The sequence below is a fragment of the Escherichia fergusonii ATCC 35469 genome (genome assembly GCF_000026225.1).
GTDB classification, from domain to species: Bacteria; Pseudomonadota; Gammaproteobacteria; order Enterobacterales; family Enterobacteriaceae; genus Escherichia; species Escherichia fergusonii.
The window spans coordinates 300,858-326,599 of the sequence record NC_011740.1; the positions used below are offsets into that span (position 1 = coordinate 300,858).

Sequence of the window (25,742 nt, forward strand, 5' to 3'; positions counted from 1 at the left end):
TCTCAGGTTTCTACCTGACAGACCCGCAATTTTCAGGACATTCTAATGAATCAAATCGACCGTTTGCTCACTATTATGCAGCGTCTTCGCGACCCGGAAAACGGCTGCCCGTGGGATAAAGAGCAGACATTTGCCACCATTGCACCTTACACCCTTGAAGAAACCTACGAAGTGCTGGACGCCATCGCCCGCGAAGACTTTGACGAACTGCGCGGTGAACTCGGCGATCTGTTGTTCCAGGTGGTGTTTTACGCGCAAATGGCTCAGGAAGAAGGGCGCTTTGATTTTAATGATATCTGCGCCGCGATTAGCGATAAGCTAGAACGTCGCCATCCGCATGTTTTTGCAGGCAGTTCTGCCGAAAACAGTAATGAAGTGCTCGCCCGTTGGGAAGAAATCAAAACCGAAGAGCGCGCGCAGAAAGCGCAGCATTCGGCGCTGGACGATATTCCTCGTAGTTTGCCGGCTTTAATGCGTGCGCAAAAAATCCAGAAACGTTGCGCCAACGTTGGCTTTGACTGGACGACGCTCGGCCCGGTAGTCGATAAGGTCTACGAAGAGATCGACGAGGTGATGTACGAGGCGCGGCAGGCTGTTGTCGACCAGGCTAAACTGGAGGAGGAAATGGGTGACCTGCTGTTTGCCACGGTTAATCTGGCTCGTCATTTAGGGACAAAAGCGGAAATCGCATTGCAAAAAGCGAACGAAAAATTCGAGCGTCGTTTTCGCGAAGTGGAGCGTATTGTTGCCGCGCGTGGACTGGAAATGACAGGTGTTGACCTCGAAACAATGGAAGAAGTCTGGCAACAGGTAAAACGGCAGGAAATTGATCTCTAAGGGAATTACGCGGTCAAGCGCGATTTGTGTCATTTTTTAAATGACAAGCGCTTGATTTGCGTCAAAAACATTTACCCCAAAGGGGCTATTTTCTCACTCCTGATTTCAATGGTGCGCTGGCGAAGAGGAGGGATAATGAAAGTTTGTGGCACAGGTCATGTTCGGGTATACTGCTTTCCCGTCCTGGTTATTCCATCGTCTTTTCAACCTAACTTCTCAGGTTCAGCATGACAACGAACTATATTTTTGTGACCGGCGGGGTCGTATCCTCTCTGGGTAAAGGCATTGCCGCAGCCTCCCTCGCAGCCATTCTTGAAGCCCGTGGCCTCAATGTGACCATCATGAAACTGGATCCGTACATCAACGTCGATCCAGGTACTATGAGCCCAATCCAACACGGGGAAGTGTTCGTTACTGAAGACGGCGCTGAAACCGACCTGGACCTGGGGCATTACGAGCGTTTCATTCGTACCAAAATGAGCCGCCGCAACAACTTCACCACGGGTCGTATCTACTCTGACGTTCTGCGTAAAGAACGCCGCGGTGATTACCTCGGCGCAACCGTACAGGTTATTCCGCACATCACTAACGCTATCAAAGAGCGCGTGCTGGAAGGCGGTGAAGGTCATGACGTGGTACTGGTAGAAATCGGCGGTACTGTAGGTGATATCGAGTCCCTGCCGTTCCTCGAAGCGATTCGCCAGATGGCTGTTGAAATTGGCCGTGAGCACACCCTGTTTATGCACCTGACGCTGGTGCCTTACATGGCAGCGTCTGGTGAAGTCAAAACCAAACCGACTCAGCACTCCGTAAAAGAGCTGCTTTCAATCGGTATCCAGCCTGACATCCTGATTTGTCGTTCAGATCGCGCCGTTCCGGCGAACGAACGTGCGAAGATTGCATTGTTCTGTAATGTCCCGGAAAAAGCGGTTATTTCTCTGAAAGACGTCGATTCCATCTATAAAATTCCGGGCCTGTTGAAATCTCAGGGGCTGGACGATTATATTTGTAAACGATTCAGCTTAAACTGCCCGGAAGCGAATCTGTCCGAATGGGAACAGGTTATCTTCGAAGAAGCGAATCCGGTAAGTGAAGTCACCATCGGTATGGTCGGCAAGTACATTGAACTGCCGGATGCTTACAAATCCGTGATCGAAGCACTGAAACACGGTGGGCTGAAGAATCGTGTCAGCGTCAACATCAAACTGATCGATTCACAAGATGTTGAAACGCGCGGTGTTGAAATCCTTAAAGGTCTGGACGCGATCCTCGTACCTGGCGGTTTCGGCTATCGTGGCGTTGAAGGCATGATTACGACCGCGCGTTTTGCGCGTGAGAACAATATTCCTTATCTGGGCATTTGCCTGGGTATGCAGGTGGCGTTAATTGATTACGCTCGCCATGTTGCCAACATGGAGAACGCCAACTCTACGGAATTTGTGCCAGACTGTAAGTACCCGGTTGTGGCGCTGATTACCGAGTGGCGCGATGAAAACGGCAACGTTGAAGTTCGTAGCGAGAAGAGCGATCTCGGCGGTACCATGCGTCTCGGCGCACAGCAGTGCCAGTTGGTTGACGATAGCCTGGTTCGCCAGCTGTACAATGCGCCGACAATTGTTGAGCGTCATCGTCACCGTTACGAAGTCAACAACATGCTGTTGAAACAGATTGAAGATGCAGGTCTGCGCGTTGCGGGCCGTTCCGGGGATGATCAGTTGGTCGAGATCATCGAAGTTCCGAATCATCCGTGGTTCGTGGCTTGTCAGTTCCATCCGGAGTTTACTTCTACTCCACGTGATGGCCACCCGCTGTTTGCAGGCTTTGTGAAAGCCGCCAGTGAGTTCCAGAAACGTCAGGCGAAGTAAGTAAAAAAGTTAGAACGGCAACGCGTACCCAGGGTACGCGTTGTTTGTCTGGAGTTTCAGTTTAACTAGTGACTTGAGGAAAACCTAATGTCCAAAATCGTAAAAATCATCGGTCGTGAAATCATCGACTCCCGTGGTAACCCGACTGTTGAAGCCGAAGTACATCTGGAGGGTGGTTTCGTCGGTATGGCAGCTGCTCCGTCAGGTGCTTCTACTGGTTCCCGTGAAGCTCTGGAACTGCGCGATGGCGACAAATCCCGTTTCCTGGGTAAAGGCGTAACCAAAGCTGTTGCTGCGGTGAATGGCCCGATCGCTCAGGCACTGATTGGCAAAGACGCTAAAGATCAGGCTGGCATTGACAAGATCATGATCGACCTGGACGGCACCGAAAACAAATCCAAATTCGGCGCGAACGCAATCCTGGCTGTATCTCTGGCTAACGCCAAAGCTGCTGCTGCCGCTAAAGGCATGCCGCTGTACGAGCACATCGCTGAACTGAACGGTACTCCGGGCAAATACTCCATGCCGGTTCCGATGATGAACATCATCAACGGTGGTGAGCACGCTGACAACAACGTTGATATCCAGGAATTCATGATTCAGCCGGTTGGCGCGAAAACTGTTAAAGAAGCCATCCGCATGGGTTCTGAAGTTTTCCATCACCTGGCAAAAGTTCTGAAAGCGAAAGGCATGAATACTGCTGTTGGTGACGAAGGTGGCTATGCGCCGAACCTGGGTTCCAACGCTGAAGCTCTGGCTGTTATCGCTGAAGCTGTTAAAGCTGCTGGCTATGAACTGGGCAAAGACATCACTCTGGCGATGGACTGCGCAGCTTCTGAATTCTACAAAGACGGTAAATACGTTCTGGCTGGCGAAGGCAACAAAGCATTCACCTCTGAAGAATTCACTCACTTCCTGGAAGAACTGACCAAACAGTACCCGATCGTTTCTATCGAAGACGGTCTGGACGAATCTGACTGGGACGGTTTCGCATACCAGACCAAAGTTCTGGGCGACAAAATCCAGCTGGTTGGTGACGACCTGTTCGTAACCAACACCAAGATCCTGAAAGAAGGTATCGAAAAAGGTATCGCTAACTCCATCCTGATCAAATTCAACCAGATCGGTTCTCTGACCGAAACTCTGGCTGCGATCAAAATGGCGAAAGATGCTGGCTACACTGCAGTAATCTCTCACCGTTCCGGTGAAACTGAAGATGCTACCATCGCTGACCTGGCTGTTGGTACTGCTGCAGGCCAGATCAAAACGGGTTCTATGAGCCGTTCTGACCGTGTTGCTAAATACAACCAGCTGATTCGTATCGAAGAAGCTCTGGGCGAAAAAGCACCGTACAACGGTCGTAAAGAGATCAAAGGCCAGGCATAAGCCTGACTTTATCTGATTTAAAAATGCCAGCCTTCGGGCTGTAATGCCAGTCAGTTAAGCAACTGACTGGCTCTTTTTCGGGGCTGTGGGGTATTTCCAGGGCCTCTCCTTTACCACTCTCGGGAAGGCCCTTTCCCTTCTTGTCGGTAATTTCACAAGTTGTCCCATACTTGCAAGATCGCGCATCAGCTCCGGTATACGTCCCGGTGAAGCGCCCTGCAATGTCATCAGCATTCTCATCACCATTCCGCATGATTCTGAGAAACTCAGTTGATTCGGCCAGTAACCTTTCTGATGTTCCGCCATTTTAATCATCTGATATCTCACCAGATTATAAGCCAGTAAGACACCCCACAGCTCTTGCTCCACAAGCTCCGGCTTTTTACTTCTCAGCGTCAGCCTGCTCAGTTGCATCGTCTGTTTTATCTCCCTGTATCCCAGTTCGATTTCCCAGCGATGACTGTACAGATCCGCCATTTCTCCTCCGGGGAAGCGCATGGCGTCCGTCATCGACGTCAGCAGATGGCAGACCTTTCCTTTGCGCGTCACAGTCAGCAGGCGGGCTGTCACCTCATTTCCCAGTCCCGGCCACTTTTTTCGTGCCTGTGGGCTGGTTTTCAGCTTCACCAGATGATCGCCTTTACCCAGTTTTCTGATCTCTTCATATTGCGCTCCCTTTCTGAGAGGGATCATCCAGTGGCGGTGTTCTCCCGCCAGGCTCCAGGCATTTAACAGTCCCAGTGAGTAATAACCTTTATCCATTAACGTCAGAGTGTTATCGCCGGTTTGTTCTATAAGTTGCTCAGCAAGCTCATTTTCGCTGTTCTTCATCGTGCCGAAGGCTGCAGCCGTCAGCAGATGGCTGGTCAGTTCCATCTGGCAGACCATTTTGACCTGCGGGTAGAGCGCCGGGTTCCCGGCATGTGTCTGGCGGGGGAAGGCTGCATCGTTCTCTGGTGTATCCGGTGTGCGCCAGAACACACCATCGATGGCCAGCAGGGTCAGGCCGCACCATTGCGGATGCGGCGTGGCGTTATGCCAGAGCTGCGCTGTTTTCGTGAACACGCGGCGGACAGCCTCACTTCCCAGGCGCTGGCGGGCCTGAATAACGGCACTGGGGGCAACGAAAGGGCGATTGCCCGGCAGCATGATGTCCAGGCGATTCACAATCTGGTGAAGAGGTTCTTTACGCTCAAGCGCCATGCCAACAATACACCAGACCATCATTTCGAGGGGAAGACGGCGCTTGCGTAGCGTTACAGTACCAGATTCGGCAAGGCAACGAGAGATGAGTTCGGGGTCGAGGTAATCCCCCAGAGAAGTCAGTGGGTTACGCAGAGAATCATAACGGGATACCAGATCAAGAGCCTGTCCAATGTGCATAAAAAAATCCGGAAACGAGTGAGCGTTTCCGGATTCTTACACAGCCACTGGATCGGTCAACTGATCCTTAACTGATCGGCATTACAGCCTTCGGGCTGGCATTTTTTATGGCTGAGTTACCAGCGGCCAGACGCGCCGCCACCGCCAGAAGAACCGCCACCTCCGCTAAATCCGCCGCCACTTGAGCCGCCACCAGAACCGCCGCTGTCTGAATGATAACTTCTACCTGATGCTTTTTTCTGTGGGACACATAACCAGGTAAAGACCATAATGATGGTGAAAGCAAAAAAGAAGGAAAATACAGCAATGGAAAAAGTTTTATCGGAGAACAGGAATAAATCTATAAGATAGACTGTTGAAATACAAACACTGCTTTTAAATGCCCGACAAAAATTATTGCCTTGATGAAAAAACCAGAAAGGGAAGAACATCACTGCAAATACCCAAAAAATAGCAAAGTAGTAATGATCACTGGAAGACGCTGATTCACTTTCTGAAGGATTAGACGAATATTGGTGTTGTGAAGTGAGTTGGTTATTCAAAGCGATTATAGCTAACTCTAATCCCTTAGCTAATTTTTGTTTTTTAAAGGCGGGTATCATGATGCTACGGATGATATTGCCAGCCAGAGCATCGGTTACCTTTTCTTCCAGCCCATAACCTACCTGAATGCGGACAGTTCGATCCGACCAGGCAACAACGATCAGTATCCCATCATTGCGTTTGGCATCTCCTAAACGCCAATTGTCAAAAACCCTTGTAGCATATTGTTCAATAGAATCGTCTCCGGTGGATGGCACTATTAATACAGCGACCTGTGCCCGTGTTTTTTGTGTAATATCCTGCAGCTGTTGTGTTAGTGATTGTTGTTCAGACGTGCTTAAGGTACCAGTAATATCGGTCACCTGTTGGCGCAGCTCCGGCACAGCAATTTGCTGGGCAAGCACAGGAAGGCACCATAAAGTGAGTAGAAAAAGGATTATACGCATAACGATCACCAACGGTCGGATGAACCGCCGCCTCCTGAAGAACCGCCGCCACCGCGGAAAGAATTTTTCGACGAAGAGCGAGAATGAGCATTACGATTCCCCGTTTTCCTGTTGCTTTTATGTCCTGATCCCAGTTTAAGATTGCCAGTAAATTTGGCCACAATGATCAGCAGAACGATGCCAGCAATGGTTATTGGACCGATAAAATGATCAATTAGCCCAATAATTGTTGAGATGAATGCTATATCTTTATTACTGGCGAACACCAGGCACCATCCCACAACAATTATCAGCAGCACGACAAACAATGAGTTTCGTTCGGATTGAGAAACCTGCTGAGTCGTCTTTTGTTTTTTCACTTTAGCGTTTTTATTTTTTGGGGCCAGCATCATAGGAAATACGCGACACATATGAAAAATTACCGCGAGACGCTGCCAGCAGGTTGCTGCGAAAAATAAACTAAAACAAACGACCGATACCCGCCGAATGATGACATCATCCTGAAAGCAGAAAAACCAGACCATAGGGGTAATCATCGATATCATCCATATGCCAGGCCCTGGATGGGTGGTAAATCGCCAGAGGACAACGATGGCAACGATTATCAGCAGTGTCCAGGCAAGACATGGCAGAGAGCGTTGCGGATTAGCAAACAGATGATTGGCTAAAGCATCCAAAGGGCTAAGATTCGCTTTTATATAGGTAAACTGTGCGATGCCTTCAATTCCCTGCGTTAACCCGGAGAAGAGATTATTTTTTTTGAATTCCGGTTGCATATGGTAATGAACAATTTGCGCAGCTTGTTCCGGTGGCAGCATCTCTTCCAATCCATGCCCAATCTTCATTGACGCCAGCCCTTCCGGCCAAACGACGAGAATTAAGATACCTTCGCCGTACCGCTTCTCTCCAACAGGTTTCCAGTGATATAACCCGTAGCTTTGCGAGGCTGCAAGTTTAATGTCTTTACCCCCAGTGGTCGGCGTTACCAACACGGCAACCTGAAAGTGGTTTTGCTGCTCGAGAGTCTGTAATTGTTGATTTAAAGCAGTTTGTTCTTCTGTCGTTAATGTCCCGGTTAAGTCAGTTACTGAAGGCAATTGTTCAGCGAATGCCTGGAAACCATATAGCATCAGAAGTAAGAGAAAAATACGCATTTCAATTCCTTTTGTTACCAGCGCCCGGAGGCGCCACCGCCGCCAGATGAACCGCCGCCGCCGCTGAAATTATCATTGTCAAAAGAGGATGAAGAGGAAGATGACGACGATGATGAAGAACGCCTGGAGGCCGAGTTACTTCTTTCGTAATGTGACGGTCGGTTGGCACTGCGCATCGAATCCCGAACCTTTTTGCCGAAGGGGGTAAAAGCGATGGCGACAGCCAGGAACGGTGTGGCGAAGCAGAGTAATGTTGCGAGTACTCCCCAGCTTCCGCTGAAACCTGCTATAGGTAAAACAAAGGCCAGTACAATAGCTGTGAAGCAAATTAGTCCCAGCGTTTTGAAATATCCTCTGGCAGAAATAAAGGTCAGTACTATTGCCCAGACTAACAAAGCCCACCAACCGTTAAAGGGCAAAGGGTGAACGGTCGGTGTTATCGTTGCTAAATTATTCCCCGTCAGACGATTATCAATATCGCTTATTCCCTTTTGCAAGCCGCCAGCCAGGTCGCCATTTTTAAATGCCGGAATAATACTGTTGCGAATAATTTTCCCGGACTGCGCATCCGTAATAACGCCTTCCAGTCCGTAACCGATTTCAATACGCACGGCCTGATCCTGCCAGGCGACTAACAGTAGAACGCCATCATCGCGGTCTTTATCACCCGGTTTCCAGCTATCGAATACCCGCGTAGCGTACTGCTCGATGGTTTCATCGCCCGTTGTTTCAACCACTAACACGACCAGTTGTGCGTGGCTTTTTTGCGTCAGCTCTTTAATCTGATTGGTCAAAGTATTTACTTCATCGTTCGTCAATTTACCGGTTAAGTCATTCACATACCTGGGTGATTCAGGCACTGGAATTTGTATGGCAAACACAGATGAACAAAAGAAAGCCATAAGGAAGATAAAATTTCGCACAGGACTTCCTCGCTTAATGAGCATTAGTATTCTGGCTAAAATCTATTGTTGGGGTTTTACTCACAGCGGCGACATCATCCGGCAAATAATTTTTCTTCGGTGTGTAATCCATGACTTTTGCGGTTAACACTGCGGGGAATTTGCGGATAGTGACATTATATTGTTCGATGGCTTTAATATATCTTCCTCGCGCAACGGCAATTCGATTTTCACTTCCTTCGAGCTGTACCATCAAATTTTGATAGAGTTCCTGGGCCTTTAGCTCAGGGTAACGTTCACTAAATATCGTTAACTGACCGAGAGTGCGAGACACCTGCGCCTGAGCTTGTTGCCAGGTTTGTAATTTTTGTTCATCTCCCGGAGTTTGCTGAAGAGCACTACTGGCGCGATTAGCCTGACTACGTGCCAATGTTACGGCTTCCAGTACCTCTTGTTCATGGCTGGAATAACCTTTAATACTGGCGACAAGATTAGGAATAAGATCGGCGCGACGTTGATATTGATTTAATACCTCAGACCAGGAAGCGTTAACCTGCTCATCATAGGTTTGAATATCGTTATATCCACAGCCTGATAAATTGAAAATAAATATAATTACGATGAATATTCTGAGCATGGTTAAATTCCTTTTAATTAATTCCTTAAAACATAATACGCCACTTCATTTTATTCTTTATGATCTAATCCACTTTTTGCCTTAAACCTGCCTGTAACAGAATGTTAATAAGACATGATTGTTGTGGCAGGATCTGCAATAATTAACAATTATCCACTTCACAGAGAATGCTATGCAGTACCCGATTAACGAGATGTTCCAGACCCTGCAAGGTGAGGGTTACTTTACCGGCGTCCCCGCCATTTTTATTCGTTTACAGGGATGCCCGGTCGGCTGTGCCTGGTGCGACACCAAACACACCTGGGAAAAGCTTGAGGATCGGGAAGTCTCCCTTTTCAGCATTCTGGCGAAGACCAAAGAGAGTGATAAGTGGGGGGCGGCGAGCAGTGAAGATTTGCTGGCTGTCATTGGTCGTCAGGGATACACCGCGCGGCATGTGGTGATTACGGGTGGTGAGCCTTGCATTCATGATTTGCTGCCACTGACTGACCTGCTCGAAAAGAACGGTTTTAGCTGCCAGATCGAAACCAGCGGTACTCATGAAGTACGCTGCACGCCGAATACCTGGGTTACCGTATCGCCAAAGCTGAACATGCGCGGCGGCTATGAAGTGTTGTCACAGGCACTGGAACGAGCCAACGAAATCAAGCATCCAGTGGGACGCGTACGTGATATTGAAGCACTGGATGAACTACTGGCAACGCTGACCGATGATAAACCACGAGTCATTGCACTGCAGCCAATTAGCCAGAAGGACGATGCCACACGTTTGTGCATTGAAACCTGTATTGCGCGTAACTGGCGTTTATCGATGCAAACACATAAATATTTAAATATTGCCTGATTAAACATTTATAAGCGTTATAAATGGGTGGAACCTGTAAAGACTTCCACTCATTTATATTCTTTGTCGCCTCTGAAAAAACTCCATTTTGCCCATCCTGGACTAATCATTATCATTCTCTACAAATTCTCTGGCGTTAATTTTTCGTTGGAGTGAAAATTATTGCGGTAAAGTTTGGTAGATTTTAGTGGGTATAGAGTTATTTTAAATATTTACTTTTTTAATCAATGGATTAAGTGTTCTTTAACATAATGGATGTGTTGTTTGTGTGATCCTGTAAAGTTGGTAGATTGTGACTGGCTTAAAAAATCATTAATTAATAATAGGTTATGTTTAGAGAGTTCCCCGCGCCAGCGGGGATAAACCGTTTTCGAAACCGGCACCCCCTGCGCCTCCGTCGAGTTCCCCGCGCCAGCGGGGATAAACCGGAATAAATGATCATGACACAGCGTTGCACAATGAGTTCCCCGCGCCAGCGGGGATAAACCGGTCCTACCTGTTGGCGATTTCAGCATCATCATGAGTTCCCCGCGCCAGCGGGGATAAACCGTGATCCGGGTGTCTAACGAACTGCTGAGCGATGAGTTCCCCGCGCCAGCGGGGATAAACCGTTGCAAAGTGGAACTCGGCGCAGAACGTTATGGAGTTCCCCGCGCCAGCGGGGATAAACCGCCCGCCGCACCGGATTCCTGAACTAACTTCTTGAGTTCCCCGCGCCAGCGGGGATAAACCGCTACAAAAAACCCATCAGGCAATTCAACGGCAGAGTTCCCCGCGCCAGCGGGGATAAACCGGGGTATTTTGGTATTTTGCCTGGCGCTAAAACGAGTTCCCCGCGCCAGCGGGGATAAACCGTTGGCGCGGATCTACAACCCTGACTGACGGGGGAGTTCCCCGCGCCAGCGGGGATAAACCGAGTGAGCCAGCCTGGATTGTTGAGGCGCGTAAGAGTTCCCCGCGCCAGCGGGGATAAACCGGCTGAAAAATTGGGGCATGAACTGGATGTTGCGAGTTCCCCGCGCCAGCGGGGATAAACCGACGGCGCATTTTTGAGTTCCGTGTACTGCTCGGAGTTCCCCGCGCCAGCGGGGATAAACCGGCCTTGGATACGGGCAGGGCGTCCGACTGGTCGAGTTCCCCGCGCCAGCGGGGATAAACCGAAATTTCATAACGTCAATTTCGACGGCTGCGGGAGTTCCCCACGCCAGCGGGGATAAACCGTTGGCGAGATTGTTAACGTTGCGATGTCTCAAGAGTTCCCCGCGCCAGTGAGGATAAACCGGCTTCAGATACATATACTTTAAGTGCAGCGCTGAGTTCCCAGCTCCAACACGAATAATCCGATAATATCGACGATACCAACCTAATATTATCAAACGTAAAAATTCCAATTTAAGAGGAAATTTAATGTCTACGTTAATGGAAAAAGAATGCCTCCTGAACGGCGTGAGTCAAAATATTGCATTTTTATCAAAATTATCTGAAATGGTTTACAACTCTCAGAATGAAGAGTTGCAACATGAAATATATGAATTGGTGAGTTATAAAGATTATCTGTACTCAACAGGCCATGAACTTGTTGATTTTCAAGAGGGAGTATTACGATTTCAGAAAATTAGGATAAAATACAGACAAGAGCTAAAAGAACTCGGTTATCCTGTAGGTAATTAATAAATATTATCTTTATGGTTGGAAAACGTAATTTTTTATATTGTAAATATTAGATTAAAACAATAAGTTAATATCATGCTTTTACTTTTATTCTCGATAATACCTAATTTCATTAAATACGTTCTCCTGTAAATGTAAACCGGGCATTTTTCCGCCCGGCCTTCCCCGATTACGCATTTGAGTAGGTCTCGAGCGAATTCACACTCTCCCGTTCAACTTGCATCACAAGTTGGTTAAATTCAGTCAAACCCTCGCTGATAATAATGTCGCAGTCGTCTTCCATGCCATGCCCCAGATATCCAGAACACAACACCCTAACATAGCGTTACTTAAGGGAAATTGACCGCCGACACACTCTTATCATTCGCCGCGATAGATACAACCTGCGGTGCAGGTTTCTTTTACCATCACCGCACTTAACAGCGGCACAACGGGTTTAACCTGATCCCAAATCCATTTTGCTAAAACTTCGCTGGTTGGGTTTTCCAGACCTGGAATATCATTGAGATAATGGTGATCGAGGCGCTCATAAGTTGGCTTAAACGCTGCTTTCAGTTCAGCGAAATCGATAATCCAGCCCGTATGCGGATCGACTTCCCCGGTAATTTCCAGTCGCACCATAAAGGAATGCCCGTGCAGGCGACCACATTTATGCCCTTCCGGGACGTGTGGTAAGCGGTGAGCGGCTTCGAAGGTGAAATCTTTAAATAACGTGGTGGACATCATAATTTCTCTACAGGACGATAAAACCGCCGTAGAGTACCGGAAAGGCTGTTTTTTCGCATTATCTAAAACGACTTTGTTGCGCAAAATCGCTGATTTATCTTAATGATTGGATAAATTCATTTGTTTTTCATTGGGTTGAGTAATCTATTTTGTTGTTAAAGACTATTGCTAAAACAGGTTAGTCGATTTGGTTATTAGTTATCGCTATCCCGTCTTTAATCCACACCGTTCATCCCGTTAACCTTACCTTCTCTTCTGTTTTATGGGCGCTGACAGGGCGCAGAAACAGCTTTGCTTACTGGAACATAACGACGCATGACGACACAGGTCCCACCTTCCGCGTTGCTTCCGTTGAACCCGGAGCAACTGGCACGCCTTCAGGCGGCCACGACCGATTTAACTCCCACCCAGCTTGCCTGGGTTTCTGGCTATTTCTGGGGCGTGCTCAACCAGCAGCCTGCTGCGCTTACAGCGACGCCAGCGCCCGCCGCAGAAATGCCGGGTATAACTATTATCTCCGCTTCGCAAACCGGCAATGCGCGCCGGGTTGCTGAAACATTACGCGATGATTTATTAGCGGCAAAACTGAACGTTAAGCTGGTGAACGCGGGCGACTATAAATTCAAACAAATCGCCAGCGAAAAACTGCTCATCGTGGTGACGTCAACGCAAGGTGAAGGGGAACCGCCGGAAGAGGCCGTCGCGCTGCATAAGTTCCTGTTCTCCAAAAAAGCGCCGAAGCTGGAAAACACCGCGTTTGCCGTGTTTAGTCTCGGCGATAGCTCTTATGAATTTTTCTGCCAGTCCGGGAAAGATTTCGATAGCAAGCTGGCGGAACTGGGCGGTGAACGCCTGCTCGACCGTGTCGATGCCGACGTTGAATACCAGGCTGCTGCCAGCGAGTGGCGCGCCCGCGTGGTCGATGTTCTTAAATCGCGCGCGCCTGTCGCAGCACCTTCACAATCCGTCGCTACTGGCGCGGTAAATGAAATCCACACCAGCCCGTACAGCAAAGACGCGCCGCTGGTGGCGAGCCTTTCGGTTAACCAGAAAATTACCGGGCGTAACTCTGAAAAAGACGTTCGCCATATCGAAATTGACTTAGGTGACTCTGGCCTGCGTTATCAGCCGGGTGACGCGCTGGGCGTCTGGTATCAGAACGATCCGGCACTGGTGAAAGAACTTGTCGAACTGCTGTGGCTGAAAGGTGATGAACCTGTCACCGTTGAGGGCAAAACCCTGCCGCTGAATGAGGCGCTACAGTGGCATTTTGAACTCACCGTCAACACCGCCAACATCGTTGAGAACTACGCCACGCTAACCCGCAGTGAAACGCTGCTGCCGCTGGTGGGCGATAAATCGAAGTTACAGCATTACGCCGCGACGACGCCGATTGTCGACATGGTGCGTTTTTCTCCGGCACAGCTTGACGCTGAAGCCCTGATTAACTTGCTGCGCCCGCTGACGCCGCGCCTGTACTCCATCGCCTCCTCGCAGGCGGAAGTCGAGAACGAAGTACACGTCACCGTTGGTGTGGTGCGTTATGACATTGAAGGCCGCGCCCGTGCTGGCGGTGCCTCCAGCTTCCTCGCGGACCGTGTGGAAGAAGAGGGCGAAGTCCGCGTCTTTATCGAACATAACGATAACTTCCGCCTGCCCGCTAACCCGGAAACCCCGGTGATTATGATTGGTCCGGGCACCGGTATTGCGCCGTTCCGCGCCTTTATGCAGCAACGTGCTGCTGACGAAGCGCCGGGCAAAAACTGGCTGTTCTTTGGCAATCCGCACTTTACGGAAGATTTCCTCTACCAGGTGGAGTGGCAGCGCTACGTCAAAGAGGGCGTGCTGACACGTATCGATCTTGCCTGGTCGCGCGATCAAAAAGAAAAAGTTTACGTACAAGACAAACTGCGCGAACAGGGCGCAGAGCTGTGGCGCTGGATCAATGACGGTGCCCACATTTATGTCTGCGGCGACGCTAATCGCATGGCGAAAGACGTTGAACAGGCACTTCTGGAAGTGATTGCCGAATTTGGTGGCATGGACACCGAAGCGGCGGATGAATTTTTAAGTGAGCTGCGCGTAGAGCGCCGTTATCAGCGAGATGTCTACTAATGAACGAAAAACATCCAGGGCCTTTAGTGGTCGAAGGAAAACTGACAGACGCCGAGCGCATGAAGCTTGAGAGCAACTACCTGCGCGGGACCATTGCGGAAGATTTAAACGACGGTCTGACCGGCGGTTTTAAGGGCGACAACTTCCTGCTGATCCGTTTCCACGGTATGTATCAGCAGGATGACCGCGATATCCGCGCCGAACGTGCTGAACAGAAGCTGGAACCGCGTCATGCGATGCTGCTGCGCTGCCGTCTTCCGGGTGGGGTGATCACCACTAAACAGTGGCAGGCAATTGATAAATTCGCCGGTGAAAACACCATTTATGGCAGCATTCGCCTGACCAACCGCCAGACGTTCCAGTTCCACGGCATTCTGAAAAAGAACGTCAAACCGGTGCACCAGATGCTGCATTCGGTCGGTCTTGATGCGCTGGCGACCGCCAACGACATGAACCGTAACGTACTCTGCACCTCGAACCCTTACGAGTCGCAGCTGCACGCGGAAGCCTATGAATGGGCGAAGAAAATCTCTGAACATCTGCTGCCGCGAACCCGTGCCTATGCGGAGATCTGGCTCGATCAGGAAAAAGTCGCCACCACTGACGAAGAACCGATCCTCGGTCAGACCTATCTGCCGCGTAAATTCAAAACCACGGTAGTGATCCCGCCGCAGAACGATATCGATCTGCACGCCAACGACATGAACTTTGTGGCGATCGCGGAAAACGGCAAGCTGGTGGGCTTCAACCTGCTGGTGGGCGGTGGGCTTTCTATCGAACACGGCAACAAGAAAACCTACGCCCGCACGGCGAGCGAGTTTGGCTATCTGCCACTGGAGCATACGCTGGCGGTGGCGGAAGCGGTCGTTACCACTCAGCGTGACTGGGGTAATCGTACTGACCGTAAAAACGCCAAAACCAAATACACGCTGGAGCGCGTGGGGGTCGAGACGTTTAAAGCAGAAGTGGAACGTCGCGCGGGGATCAAGTTCGAACCGATCCGTCCATATGAATTTACCGGGCGCGGCGATCGTATCGGCTGGGTAAAAGGGATCGACGACAAATGGCACCTGACGCTGTTTATCGAAAATGGCCGAATTCTTGATTATCCGGGGCGTCCGCTGAAAACCGGCCTGCTGGAGATCGCGAAGATCCACAAAGGTGATTTCCGCATTACGGCGAACCAGAATCTGATCATCGCCGGTGTACCGGAAAGCGAGAAAGCGAAGATTGAGAAGATCGCCAAAGAGAGCGGATTGATGAATGCCGTCACGCCGCAGCGCGAAAACTCAATGGCCTGCGTGTCATTCCCGACTTGCCCGCTGGCGATGGCGGAAGCGGAGCGTTTCCTGCCGTCGTTTATCGATAACATCGATAATTTAATGGCGAAACATGGTGTCAGCGATGAGCACATCGTGATGCGTGTAACAGGCTGCCCGAACGGTTGTGGTCGCGCGATGCTGGCGGAAGTTGGCCTGGTGGGTAAAGCGCCTGGGCGCTACAACCTGCATCTTGGTGGCAACCGCATTGGGACACGTATCCCACGGATGCATAAAGAAAACATCACCGAGCCGGAAATCCTGGCGACGCTTGATGAACTGATAGGGCGCTGGGCGAAAGAACGTGAAGCGGGTGAAGGCTTCGGTGACTTTACGGTGCGTGCGGGCATCATTCGCCCGGTGCTCGACCCGGCGCGCGATTTGTGGGATTAACGCATCTCCTGACCATTCCCTCTCTCTCTGGGAGAGGGTGAGGGAAAAAGTGCAGAGGTAATTATGTCCAAACTCGATCTAAATGCCCTGAACGAACTGCCGAAGGTAGATCGCATTCTGGCGCTGGCGGAAACTAACGCCGAGCTTGAAAAACTGGATGCTGAAGGCCGCGTTGCCTGGGCGCTGGATAATCTGCCCGGTGAATATGTGCTTTCTTCCAGCTTCGGTATCCAGGCGGCGGTTAGCCTGCATCTGGTGAATCAGATTCGCCCGGATATTCCGGTGATCCTCACCGATACCGGTTATCTGTTCCCGGAGACCTACCGCTTTATTGACGAGTTAACGGACAAACTCAAGCTCAACCTGAAAGTGTACCGCGCTACCGAAAGCGCCGCCTGGCAGGAAGCACGCTACGGCAAACTGTGGGAACAGGGCGTTGAAGGCATTGAAAAGTACAACGATATCAACAAAGTCGAACCGATGAACCGGGCGCTGAAAGAACTGAACGCGCAAACGTGGTTTGCTGGCCTGCGCCGTGAACAATCCGGCAGCCGCGCTAATTTACCGGTGCTGGCAATTCAGCGTGGTGTATTTAAAGTGCTGCCGATTATCGACTGGGATAACCGAACTATTTATCAGTATCTGCAAAAACATGGCCTGAAATATCACCCATTATGGGACGAAGGATATTTATCGGTTGGTGATACCCATACAACCCGTAAATGGGAACCTGGTATGGCGGAAGAAGAAACGCGTTTCTTTGGCTTAAAAAGGGAATGTGGGCTGCACGAAGGGTAAATATTGCCGGATAAAATAAACGCCTCTGTCAGAAATGATGGGGGTGTTTTAATTTTTGCGAGCAGCATTCCGGCATTTAAACGTGAATATAGCAGGGGAAATCAACAGTTATAGAATGGCGTCGGGTGCTTGAGGCTGTCTGGCGTTAAGCATTCGCGAGGTTCCAGATGGACAAAAGCCCCAGGCGATATTTCTATCAACCTGAGGCTCGCGTTCGAACGTAGCAATTCGGATGTTAGTCTCTTCTTTGCAGGGAGGCAAGACATGTGTAGATCACTGTAATTCGATATTTATGAGCAGCATCGAAAAATAGTCCACTGATATCATCGATAATACTAAAAAACAGGGAGGCTATTAATGGAACCTTTTAAATATATATGTCATTACTGGGGGAAATCCTCAAAAAGCCTGACGAAAGGAAATGATATTCATCTGTTGATTTATCATTGCCTGGATGTTGCAGCTGTTGCAGATTGCTGGTGGGATCAATCAGTCGTACTACAAAATGCTTTTTGCCGAAATGAAATGCTATCAAAACAGAAGGTGAAAGCCTGGCTGTTATTTTTCATTGCCCTTCATGATATCGGAAAGTTTGATATACGATTCCAATATAAATCAGCAGAAAGTTGGCTGAAATTAAATCCTGCAACGCCATCACTTAATGGTCCATCAACACAAATGTGCCGTAAATTTAATCATGGTGCAGCCGGTCTGTATTGGTTTAACCAGGATTCACTTTCAGAGCAATCTCCCGGGGATTTTTTCAGTTTTTTTGATGCCGCTCCTCATCCTTATGAGTCCTGGTTTCCTTGGGTAGAGGCCGTTACAGGACATCATGGTTTTATATTACATTCCCAGGATCAAGATAAGTCGCGTTGGGAAATGCCAGCTTCTCTGGCATCTTATGCTGCGCAAGATAAACAGGCTCGTGAGGAGTGGATATCTGTACTGGAAGCATTATTTTTAACACCAGCCGGGTTATCTATAAACGATATACCACCTGATTGTTCATCATTGTTAGCAGGTTTTTGCTCGCTTGCTGACTGGTTAGGTTCCTGGACCACAACGGATACCTTTCTATTCAAAGAAGATGCACCTTCAGGCATACAAGCGCTAAGAAAATATTTTCAGGATAGACAACAGGATGCGTGTCGGGTACTGGAGTTGAGTGGCCTTGTATCAAATAAGCGTAGTTATGACGGCGTACATGCCTTACTGGACAATGGCTATCAACCAAGACAATTACAGGTGTTGGTTGATGCTCTTCCTACAGCTCCCGGGCTGACGGTGATTGAGGCACCTACGGGATCAGGTAAAACCGAAACAGCGCTGGCCTATGCCTGGAAACTTATTGACCAACAACTTGCGGATAGTGTTATTTTTGCCCTCCCTACACAAGCTACTGCAAATGCAATGCTCAGCAGAATTGAAGCGAACGCGAGCCGTTTATTTACCTCCCCAAATCTTATTCTTGCTCATGGTAATTCACGTTTTAACCACCTTTTTCAATCAATAAAATCACGCGCATTTACTGAGCAGGGGCAAGAAGAAGCGTGGGTTCAGTGTTGCCAATGGTTGTCACAAAGCAATAAGAAAGTGTTTCTTGGGCAAATAGGCGTTTGCACGATTGATCAGGTGTTGATATCGGTATTGCCAGTTAAACACCGCTTTATCCGTGGTTTGGGAATTGGTCGAAGTGTTTTAATTGTTGATGAAGTTCATGCTTACGACACGTATATGAACGGCTTGCTGGAGGCTGTGCTCAAGGCTCAGGCTGATGTGGGGGGGGGTGTTATTCTTCTTTCCGCAACTCTACCAATGAAACAAAAACAGAAACTTCTGGATACTTATGGTCTGCATACAGATCCAGAGGAAAATAACTCCGCATATCCACTCATTAACTGGCGAGGTGTGAATGGTGCGCAACGTTTTGATCTGTTAGCTCATCCAGAACAACTCCCGCCCCGCTTTTCAATTCAGCTAGAACCTATTTATTTAGCTGACATGTTACCTGACCTTACGATGTTAGAGCGAATGATCGCAGCGGCAAACGCGGGTGCACAAGTCTGTCTTATTTGCAATTTGGTTGACGTTGCACAAGTATGCTACCAACGGCTAAAGGAGCTAAATAACACGCAAGTAGATATAGATTTGTTTCATGCACGCTTTACGCTGAACGATCGTCGAGAAAAAGAGAATCGTGTTATTAGCGATTTCGGAAAAAATGGGGAGCGAAATGTTGGACGAATACTTGTCGCCACGCAAGTCGTGGAACAATCGCTCGACGTTGATTTTGATTGGTTAATTACCCAGCATTGTCCCGCAGATTTGCTTTTCCAACGATTGGGCCGTTTACATCGCCATCATCGCAAATATCGTCCCGCTGGTTTTGAGATTCCTGTTGCCACCATTTTGCTGCCTGATGGCGAGGGTTACGGACGACATGAGCATATTTATAGCAACGTTAGAGTCATGTGGCGGACGCAGCAACATATTGAGGAACTTAATGGAGCATCCTTATTTTTCCCTGATGCTTACCGGCAATGGCTGGATAGCATTTACGATGATGCGGAAATGGATGAGCCAGAATGGGTCGGCAATGGCATGGATAAATTTGAAAGCGCCGAGTGTGAAAAAAGGTTCAAGGCTCGTAAGGTTCTGCAGTGGGCTGAAGAATATAGCTTGCAGGATAACGATGAAACCATTCTTGCGGTAACGAGGGATGGGGAAATGAGCCTGCCATTATTGCCTTATGTACAAACGTCTTCAGGTAAACAACTGCTCGATGGTCAGGTCTTTGAGCACCTAAGCCATGAACAGCAGTATGAGGCGCTTGCACTTAATCGTGTCAATGTGCCATCCACCTGGAAACGTAGTTTTTCTGAAGTAGTCGATGAAGATGGGTTACTTTGGTTGGAAGGGAAACAGAATCAAGATGGATGGATCTGGCAGGGTAACAGTATTGTTATTATCTACACTCGGGAAGAAGGGATGACCAGAGCCATCCCTGCAAATCCCAAATAGCTTCGGGAATGATTTGTATCAATGACGATAATAAGATCAATAACGGTTTATCCCTACTTAAGTAGGGAAGGTGCACAATGTACATCTTCTTTTTCTTTTCCGATATGAGATTTTATATTCACAATAAGAATATAAAGTGTGATTGAATTCATGGTGATTATAATTGATAAAAAATTCTTCAATAAAAAGATGAATAACTTGCAGGTTTGAAATGCATGCATTATTGTCTTTGAACAATTAAACACATCTTAATATATGTATCGATTAATTGTATTGAACCAACAAATACATTTATTTAGTGAATGTGATTATTGAATTAATTACGTCGTATTTTTTCTTTGTTTTTACCGATAACGGAAGTGTGCCGACGTATAGAAATGCAGGAGAAATGTCGGAGCATATGAAGGAGAACAAATGAATTTGCTTATTGATAACTGGATCCCTGTACGCCCGCGAAACGGGGGGAAAGTCCAAATCCTAAATCTGCAATCGCTATACTGCAGTAGAGATCAGTGGCGGTTAAGTTTGCCCCGTGACGATATGGAACTGGCCGCTTTAGCACTGCTGGTTTGCATTGGGCAAATTATCGCCCCGGCAAAAGATGACGTTGAATTTCGACATCGCATAATGAATCCGCTCACTGAAGATGAGTTTCAACGACTCATCGCGCCGTGGATAGATATGTTCTACCTTAATCACGCAGAACATCCCTTTATGCAGACCAAAGGTGTCAAAGCAAATGATGTGACTCCAATGGAAAAACTATTGGCAGGGGTAAGCGGCGCGACGAATTGTGCATTTGTCAATCAACCGGGGCAGGGTGAAGCATTATGTGGTGGATGCACTGCGATTGCGTTATTCAACCAGGCGAATCAGGCACCTGGTTTTGGTGGTGGCTTTAAAAGCGGTTTACGTGGAGGAACACCTATAACCACCTTCGTATGTGGGATCGATCTTCGCTCGACGGTGTTACTCAATGTCCTCACAATACCTCGTCTTCAAAAACAATTTCCCAATGAATCAAATACGGAAAACCAACCTACCTGGATTAAGCCTGTCAAGCCCAATGAATCTGTGCCAGCTTCGTCAATTGGGTTTGTCCGTGGCTTATTCTGGCAACCAGCACATATTGAATTATGCGATCCCATTGGGATTGGTAAATGTTCTTGCTGTGGACAGGAAAGCAATTTGCGTTATACAGGTTTTCTTAAGGAAAAATTTACCTTTACAGTTAATGGGCTATGGCCCCATCCGCATTCCCCTTGTCTGGTAACAGTCAAGAAAGGGGAGGTTGAGGAAAAATTTCTTGCTTTCACCACCTCCGCACCATCATGGACGCAAATCAGCCGAGTTGTGGTAGATAAGATTATTCAAAATGAAAATGGAAATCGCGTGGCGGCGGTTGTGAATCAATTCAGAAATATTGCGCCGCAAAGTCCTCTTGAATTGATTATGGGGGGATATCGTAATAATCAAGCATCTATTCTTGAACGACGTCATGATATGCTGATGTTTAATCAGGGGTGGCAACAATACGGCAATGTTATAAACGAAATAGTGACTGTTGGTTTGGGGTATAAAACAGCCTTACGCAAGGCGTTATATACTTTTGTGGAAGGTATTAAAAATAAAGACTTTAAAGGGGCTGGAGTCTCTGTTCATGAGACTGCAGAAAGGCATTTCTATCGACAGAGTGAATTATTAATTCCCGATGTATTGGCGAATGTTAATTTTTCCCAGGCTGATGAGGTAATAGCTGATTTACGAGACAAACTTCATCAATTGTGTGAAATGCTATTTAATCAATCTGTAGCTCCCTATGCACATCATCCTAAATTAATAAGCACATTAGCACTCGCCCGCGCCACGCTATACAAACATTTACGGGAGTTAAAACCGCAAGGAGGGCCATCAAATGGCTGATGAAATTGATGCAATGGCTTTATATCGAGCCTGGCAACAGCTGGATAACGGAGCATGTGCGCAAATTAGACGTGTTTCAGAACCTGATGATTTACGCGATATCCCTGCGTTTTATCGGTTGGTGCAACCTTTTGGTTGGGAAAAACTGCGTCACCAACAGGCTCTTTTGCGCATGGTGTTTTGCCTGAGCGCAGGAAAGAATGTCATCCGACATCAGGATAAAAAACCGGAGCAAACAACAGGTATCTCGTTGGGAAGAGCTTTAGCCAATAGTGGAAGAATTAACGAGCGCCGTATCTTCCAATTGATTCGGGCTGACAGAACAGCCGATATGGTCCAGTTACGTCGATTGCTTGCTCACGCCGAACCCGTACTTGACTGGTCATTAATGGCCAGGATGTTGACCTGGTGGGGAAAGCGCGAACGCCAGCAACTTCTGGAAGATTTTGTATTGACCACAAACAAAAATGCGTAAGGAAACCTCTCAATGTCTAATTTTATTAATATCCATGTCCTGATCTCTCACAGCCCTTCATGTCTGAACCGCGACGATATGAACATGCAGAAAGACGCTATTTTCGGCGGGAAAAGGCGAGTAAGAATTTCAAGTCAAAGCCTTAAACGTGCGATGCGTAAAAGTGATTATTACGCACAAAATATTGGTGAATCCAGTCTCAGAACAATTCATCTTGCACAATTACGTGATGTTCTTCGGCAAAAACTTGGTGAACGTTTTGAGCAAAAAATCATCGATAAGACATTAGCTCTGCTCTCCGGTAAATCAGTTGATGAAGCCGAAAAGATTTCTGCCGATGCGGTTACTCCCTGGGTTGTGGGAGAAATAGCCTGGTTCTGTGAGCAGGTTGCAAAAGCAGAGGCTGATAATCTGGATGATAAAAAGCTGCTCAAAATTCTTAAGGAAGATATTGCCGCCATCCGTGTGAATTTACAGCAGGGTGTTGATATTGCGCTTAGCGGAAGAATGGCAACCAGCGGCATGATGAGTGAGTTGGGAAAAGTTGATGGTGCAATGTCCATTGCGCATGCGATCACTACTCATCAGGTTGATTCAGATATTGACTGGTTCACCGCTGTAGATGATTTACAGGAACAAGGTTCTGCACATCTGGGAACTCAGGAATTTTCATCGGGTGTTTTTTATCGTTACGCCAACATTAACCTCGCTCAACTTCAGGAAAATTTAGGTGGTGCCTCCAGGGAGCAGGCTCTGGAAATTGCAACCAATGTTGTTCATATGCTGGCAACAGAGGTCCCTGGAGCAAAACAGCGTACTTATGCCGCTTTTAACCCTGCGGATATGGTAATGGTTAATTTCTCCGATATGCCACTTTCTATGGCAAATGCTTTTGAAAAAGCTGTTAAAGCGAAAGATGGCTTTTTGCAACCGTCTATACAGGCGTTTAATCAATATTGGGATCGCGTTGCCAATGGATATGGTCTGAACGGAGCTGCTGCGCAATTCAGCTTATCTGATGTAGACCCAATTACTGCTCAAGTTAAACAAATGCCTACTTTAGAACAGTTAAAATCCTGGGTTCGTAATAATGGCGAGGCGTGAACATGAGATCTTATTTGATCTTGCGGCTTGCTGGGCCAATGCAAGCCTGGGGGCTGCCGACCTTTGAAGGAACGCGACCTACCGGAAGATTTCCGACCCGAAGCGGGTTATTAGGGCTACTCGGGGCTTGTCTTGGGATCCAACGTGATGATACTTCTTCATTACAGGTGTTATCAGAGAGTGTGCAATTTGCAGTGCGCTGCGATGAACTCATTCTTGACGATCGTCGTGTGTCTGTAACGGGGTTGCGTGATTACCATACAGTCCTTGGAGCGCGAGAAGATTACCGTGGTTTGAAAAGTCATGAAACGATTCAAACATGGCGCGAATATTTATGTGATGCCTCCTTTACCGTCGCTATCTGGTTAACACCACAGGCAACGATGGTTATGTCAGAACTTGAAAAAGCAGTATTAAAGCCTCGGTATACACCGTATCTGGGGCGGAGGAGTTGTCCGCTAACACAACCGCTTTTTCTCGGGACATGTCAGGCGTCGGATCCTCAGAAGGCGCTATTAAATTATGAGCCCGTTGGCGGCGATATTTATAGTGAGGAATCAGTTGACGGGCATCATTTAAAATTTACGGTGCGCGACGAACCGATGATCACCTTACCTCGACAATTTGCTTCCCGAGAATGGTATGTGATTAAAGGAGGTATGGATGTATCTCAGTAAAATCATCATTGCCAGGGCCTGGAGCAGGGATCTTTACCAACTTCACCAGGGATTATGGCATTTATTTCCAAATAGACCGGATGCTGCTCGTGATTTTCTTTTTCATGTTGAGAAGCGAAACACACCAGAAGGCTGTCATGTTTTATTGCAGTCAGCGCAAATGCCTGTTTCAACTGCCGTTGCGACAGTCATTAAAACTAAACAGGTTGAATTTCAACTTCAGGTTGGTGTTCCACTCTATTTTCGACTTCGGGCAAATCCGATCAAAACTATTCTCGACAATCAAAAGCGTCTGGACAGTAAAGGGAATATTAAACGCTGTCGGGTTCCGTTAATAAAAGAAGCAGAACAAATCGCGTGGTTGCAACGTAAATTGGGCAATGCGGCGCGCGTTGAAGATGTGCATCCCATATCGGAACGGCCACAGTATTTTTCTGGGGAAGGTAAAAATGGAAAAATCCAAACGGTTTGCTTTGAAGGTGTGCTCACCATCAACGACGCGCCAGCGTTAATAGATCTTTTACAGCAAGGTATTGGGCCAGCCAAATCGATGGGATGTGGTTTGCTATCTTTGGCTCCACTGTGATTGAGGTGTAATAAAATGACCTGGCTTCCTCTTAACCCCATTCCACTCAAAGATCGCGTCTCCATGATCTTTCTGCAATATGGGCAGATCGATGTAATCGATGGCGCGTTTGTACTTATCGACAAGACAGGGATCCGCACTCATATTCCTGTTGGCTCGGTTGCCTGCATCATGCTGGAGCCAGGTACACGGGTTTCGCATGCAGCAGTGCGTCTGGCTGCGCAAGTTGGAACATTGTTGGTATGGGTGGGGGAAGCGGGCGTTCGTGTTTATGCTTCTGGTCAGCCTGGTGGTGCGCGTTCAGATAAGCTGCTCTACCAGGCAAAACTTGCTCTGGATGAAGATTTGCGTCTGAAGGTAGTACGCAAAATGTTTGAACTTCGGTTTGGTGAACCTGCGCCCGCCCGACGTTCCGTAGAACAACTCAGAGGTATAGAAGGAAGCCGTGTGCGAGCAACTTATGCACTTCTGGCGAAGCAATACGGGGTGACATGGAATGGACGTCGCTACGATCCGAAAGACTGGGAAAAGGGCGATACGGTCAACCAATGCATTAGCGCTGCAACTTCCTGTTTATACGGCGTAACTGAAGCGGCGATACTTGCAGCTGGTTATGCACCAGCTATTGGGTTTGTGCATACAGGAAAGCCTCTTTCCTTTGTTTACGATATTGCAGACATCATTAAATTTGACACTGTTGTACCGAAAGCTTTTGAGATAGCGCGTCGTAACCCTGGTGAGCCGGACCGGGAAGTCCGTTTGGCGTGCAGGGATATTTTTCGCAGTAGTAAAACATTAGCCAAATTGATTCCGCTTATAGAGGACGTGCTTGCTGCTGGAGAAATACAACCGCCGGCCCCACCTGAAGATGCACAGCCTGTTGCCATTCCGCTTCCTGTTTCACTGGGAGATGCAGGCCATCGGAGTAGCTGAA

20 protein-coding genes, 1 pseudogene and 1 CRISPR repeat array are annotated in these 25,742 nt (G+C 48.1%); of the genes and pseudogenes, 15 read left to right on the top strand and 6 right to left on the bottom strand.

Annotated elements, in window-relative coordinates; genetic code table 11:
* The first annotated feature begins 45 nt into the window (after positions 1-45).
* The 3 genes from mazG (at position 46) to eno (ending at position 4,088) form a co-directional block, all read left to right on the top strand.
* Entirely contained in the window at positions 46-837 is a 792-nt protein-coding gene (gene mazG, locus EFER_RS01640; protein ID WP_001071671.1) for a nucleoside triphosphate pyrophosphohydrolase, read from the top strand.
* Between the two features lie 227 nt (positions 838-1,064).
* A complete protein-coding gene (gene pyrG / locus EFER_RS01645; protein WP_000210878.1) occupies positions 1,065-2,702 on the top strand; it encodes a glutamine hydrolyzing CTP synthase in 1,638 nt (545 codons plus the stop codon).
* Between the two features lie 87 nt (positions 2,703-2,789).
* Positions 2,790-4,088 carry a phosphopyruvate hydratase gene (gene eno, locus EFER_RS01650; RefSeq protein WP_000036723.1) on the top strand — a complete coding sequence of 433 codons (1,299 nt, stop codon included), beginning with the start codon at positions 2,790-2,792 and terminating at the stop codon, positions 4,086-4,088.
* Between the two features lie 54 nt (positions 4,089-4,142).
* Here eno and EFER_RS01655 read toward each other — a convergent pair whose 3' ends face one another.
* The 5 genes and pseudogenes from EFER_RS01655 to EFER_RS01675 all read right to left on the bottom strand — a co-directional run bounded on the left by EFER_RS01655 (position 4,143) and on the right by EFER_RS01675 (position 9,153).
* Positions 4,143-5,471, bottom strand: coding sequence for an IS4-like element IS4 family transposase (locus tag EFER_RS01655; RefSeq protein WP_000547318.1), 1,329 nt, complete (start codon positions 5,469-5,471; stop codon positions 4,143-4,145).
* A gap of 116 nt (positions 5,472-5,587) precedes the next feature.
* Positions 5,588-6,460, bottom strand: a complete 873-nt coding sequence (locus tag EFER_RS01660; protein ID WP_024256376.1) for a TPM domain-containing protein — start codon at positions 6,458-6,460, stop codon at positions 5,588-5,590.
* Positions 6,461-6,465: 5 nt separating this feature from the next.
* Positions 6,466-7,614, bottom strand: coding sequence for a TPM domain-containing protein (locus EFER_RS01665; RefSeq protein ID WP_001217995.1), 1,149 nt, complete (start codon positions 7,612-7,614; stop codon positions 6,466-6,468).
* Between the two features lie 251 nt (positions 7,615-7,865).
* Positions 7,866-8,537: pseudogene (locus EFER_RS01670) on the bottom strand (TPM domain-containing protein); the annotation flags it as partial.
* Between the two features lie 13 nt (positions 8,538-8,550).
* Positions 8,551-9,153: a LemA family protein gene (locus tag EFER_RS01675; protein ID WP_000944221.1), complete on the bottom strand. Its 603-nt coding sequence runs from the start codon at positions 9,151-9,153 to the stop codon at positions 8,551-8,553.
* A 172-nt stretch (positions 9,154-9,325) separates the two neighbouring features.
* Between EFER_RS01675 and queE the strand changes: the two genes are divergently transcribed.
* Together queE and EFER_RS01685 are read left to right on the top strand one after the other, a co-directional pair.
* On the top strand, positions 9,326-9,997 hold the full coding sequence (queE, locus tag EFER_RS01680) for a 7-carboxy-7-deazaguanine synthase QueE (protein WP_001199973.1): 672 nt from the start codon (positions 9,326-9,328) through the stop codon (positions 9,995-9,997).
* A gap of 338 nt (positions 9,998-10,335) precedes the next feature.
* A CRISPR array of direct repeats spans positions 10,336-11,279; the repeat unit is 29 nt; unit sequence GAGTTCCCCGCGCCAGCGGGGATAAACCG.
* Positions 11,280-11,404: 125 nt separating this feature from the next.
* A complete protein-coding gene (locus tag EFER_RS01685; protein WP_000105745.1) occupies positions 11,405-11,668 on the top strand; it encodes a hypothetical protein in 264 nt (87 codons plus the stop codon).
* Between the two features lie 360 nt (positions 11,669-12,028).
* Here EFER_RS01685 and queD read toward each other — a convergent pair whose 3' ends face one another.
* Positions 12,029-12,391, bottom strand: a complete 363-nt coding sequence (gene queD / locus EFER_RS01690) for a 6-carboxytetrahydropterin synthase QueD (protein ID WP_000108294.1) — start codon at positions 12,389-12,391, stop codon at positions 12,029-12,031.
* A gap of 318 nt (positions 12,392-12,709) precedes the next feature.
* On the opposite strand from queD, the gene cysJ reads away from it, so the two are divergent.
* The 10 genes from cysJ to cas1e all read left to right on the top strand — a co-directional run bounded on the left by cysJ (position 12,710) and on the right by cas1e (position 25,741).
* Complete coding sequence (gene cysJ, locus EFER_RS01695; protein WP_000211943.1) at positions 12,710-14,509, top strand: NADPH-dependent assimilatory sulfite reductase flavoprotein subunit; 1,800 nt, start codon at positions 12,710-12,712, stop codon at positions 14,507-14,509.
* Complete coding sequence (gene cysI / locus EFER_RS01700; RefSeq protein ID WP_001003081.1) at positions 14,509-16,221, top strand: assimilatory sulfite reductase (NADPH) hemoprotein subunit; 1,713 nt, start codon at positions 14,509-14,511, stop codon at positions 16,219-16,221. The genes cysJ and cysI overlap by 1 nt, the downstream gene beginning before the upstream one ends.
* Before the next feature lie 63 nt (positions 16,222-16,284).
* Complete coding sequence (cysH, locus tag EFER_RS01705; protein WP_000039850.1) at positions 16,285-17,019, top strand: phosphoadenosine phosphosulfate reductase; 735 nt, start codon at positions 16,285-16,287, stop codon at positions 17,017-17,019.
* A 357-nt stretch (positions 17,020-17,376) separates the two neighbouring features.
* Complete coding sequence (gene cas3 / locus EFER_RS01710) at positions 17,377-20,043, top strand: CRISPR-associated helicase/endonuclease Cas3 (RefSeq protein WP_000433148.1); 2,667 nt, start codon at positions 17,377-17,379, stop codon at positions 20,041-20,043.
* A gap of 414 nt (positions 20,044-20,457) precedes the next feature.
* A complete protein-coding gene (casA, locus tag EFER_RS01715) occupies positions 20,458-21,966 on the top strand; it encodes a type I-E CRISPR-associated protein Cse1/CasA (RefSeq protein WP_001050409.1) in 1,509 nt (502 codons plus the stop codon).
* Positions 21,959-22,441, top strand: a complete 483-nt coding sequence (casB, locus tag EFER_RS01720) for a type I-E CRISPR-associated protein Cse2/CasB (RefSeq protein WP_000752794.1) — start codon at positions 21,959-21,961, stop codon at positions 22,439-22,441. The genes casA and casB overlap by 8 nt, the downstream gene beginning before the upstream one ends.
* A 12-nt stretch (positions 22,442-22,453) precedes the next feature.
* Positions 22,454-23,545, top strand: coding sequence for a type I-E CRISPR-associated protein Cas7/Cse4/CasC (cas7e, locus tag EFER_RS01725; RefSeq protein WP_000064441.1), 1,092 nt, complete (start codon positions 22,454-22,456; stop codon positions 23,543-23,545).
* Positions 23,546-23,547: 2 nt separating this feature from the next.
* Entirely contained in the window at positions 23,548-24,222 is a 675-nt protein-coding gene (gene cas5e, locus EFER_RS01730) for a type I-E CRISPR-associated protein Cas5/CasD (protein ID WP_001258267.1), read from the top strand.
* Positions 24,209-24,808 (top strand): type I-E CRISPR-associated protein Cas6/Cse3/CasE, encoded by a 600-nt coding sequence (cas6e, locus tag EFER_RS01735; RefSeq protein WP_000281395.1) that lies wholly within the window; start codon positions 24,209-24,211, stop codon positions 24,806-24,808. Before cas5e ends, cas6e begins: the two co-directional genes overlap by 14 nt.
* Positions 24,809-24,823: 15 nt before the next feature.
* The gene (cas1e, locus tag EFER_RS01740; protein ID WP_000220067.1) at positions 24,824-25,741 is read left to right on the top strand and encodes a type I-E CRISPR-associated endonuclease Cas1e; all 918 of its coding nucleotides are present in this window, start codon (positions 24,824-24,826) and stop codon (positions 25,739-25,741) included.
* Position 25,742: the final 1 nt, after the last annotated feature.

Excerpts from the sequence above, each read along its gene's own strand:
- mazG (WP_001071671.1), top strand. The coding sequence starts at position 46 with ATGAATCAAATCGACCGTTTGCTCACTATTATGCAGCGTCTTCGCGAC.
- pyrG (WP_000210878.1), top strand. The coding sequence starts at position 1,065 with ATGACAACGAACTATATTTTTGTGACCGGCGGGGTCGTATCCTCTCTG.
- eno (WP_000036723.1), top strand. The coding sequence starts at position 2,790 with ATGTCCAAAATCGTAAAAATCATCGGTCGTGAAATCATCGACTCCCGT.
- EFER_RS01655 (WP_000547318.1), bottom strand. The coding sequence starts at position 5,471 with ATGCACATTGGACAGGCTCTTGATCTGGTATCCCGTTATGATTCTCTG.
- EFER_RS01660 (WP_024256376.1), bottom strand. The coding sequence starts at position 6,460 with ATGCGTATAATCCTTTTTCTACTCACTTTATGGTGCCTTCCTGTGCTT.
- EFER_RS01665 (WP_001217995.1), bottom strand. The coding sequence starts at position 7,614 with ATGCGTATTTTTCTCTTACTTCTGATGCTATATGGTTTCCAGGCATTC.
- EFER_RS01675 (WP_000944221.1), bottom strand. The coding sequence starts at position 9,153 with ATGCTCAGAATATTCATCGTAATTATATTTATTTTCAATTTATCAGGC.
- queE (WP_001199973.1), top strand. The coding sequence starts at position 9,326 with ATGCAGTACCCGATTAACGAGATGTTCCAGACCCTGCAAGGTGAGGGT.
- EFER_RS01685 (WP_000105745.1), top strand. The coding sequence starts at position 11,405 with ATGTCTACGTTAATGGAAAAAGAATGCCTCCTGAACGGCGTGAGTCAA.
- queD (WP_000108294.1), bottom strand. The coding sequence starts at position 12,391 with ATGTCCACCACGTTATTTAAAGATTTCACCTTCGAAGCCGCTCACCGC.
- cysJ (WP_000211943.1), top strand. The coding sequence starts at position 12,710 with ATGACGACACAGGTCCCACCTTCCGCGTTGCTTCCGTTGAACCCGGAG.
- cysI (WP_001003081.1), top strand. The coding sequence starts at position 14,509 with ATGAACGAAAAACATCCAGGGCCTTTAGTGGTCGAAGGAAAACTGACA.
- cysH (WP_000039850.1), top strand. The coding sequence starts at position 16,285 with ATGTCCAAACTCGATCTAAATGCCCTGAACGAACTGCCGAAGGTAGAT.
- cas3 (WP_000433148.1), top strand. The coding sequence starts at position 17,377 with ATGGAACCTTTTAAATATATATGTCATTACTGGGGGAAATCCTCAAAA.
- casA (WP_001050409.1), top strand. The coding sequence starts at position 20,458 with ATGAATTTGCTTATTGATAACTGGATCCCTGTACGCCCGCGAAACGGG.
- casB (WP_000752794.1), top strand. The coding sequence starts at position 21,959 with ATGGCTGATGAAATTGATGCAATGGCTTTATATCGAGCCTGGCAACAG.
- cas7e (WP_000064441.1), top strand. The coding sequence starts at position 22,454 with ATGTCTAATTTTATTAATATCCATGTCCTGATCTCTCACAGCCCTTCA.
- cas5e (WP_001258267.1), top strand. The coding sequence starts at position 23,548 with ATGAGATCTTATTTGATCTTGCGGCTTGCTGGGCCAATGCAAGCCTGG.
- cas6e (WP_000281395.1), top strand. The coding sequence starts at position 24,209 with ATGTATCTCAGTAAAATCATCATTGCCAGGGCCTGGAGCAGGGATCTT.
- cas1e (WP_000220067.1), top strand. The coding sequence starts at position 24,824 with ATGACCTGGCTTCCTCTTAACCCCATTCCACTCAAAGATCGCGTCTCC.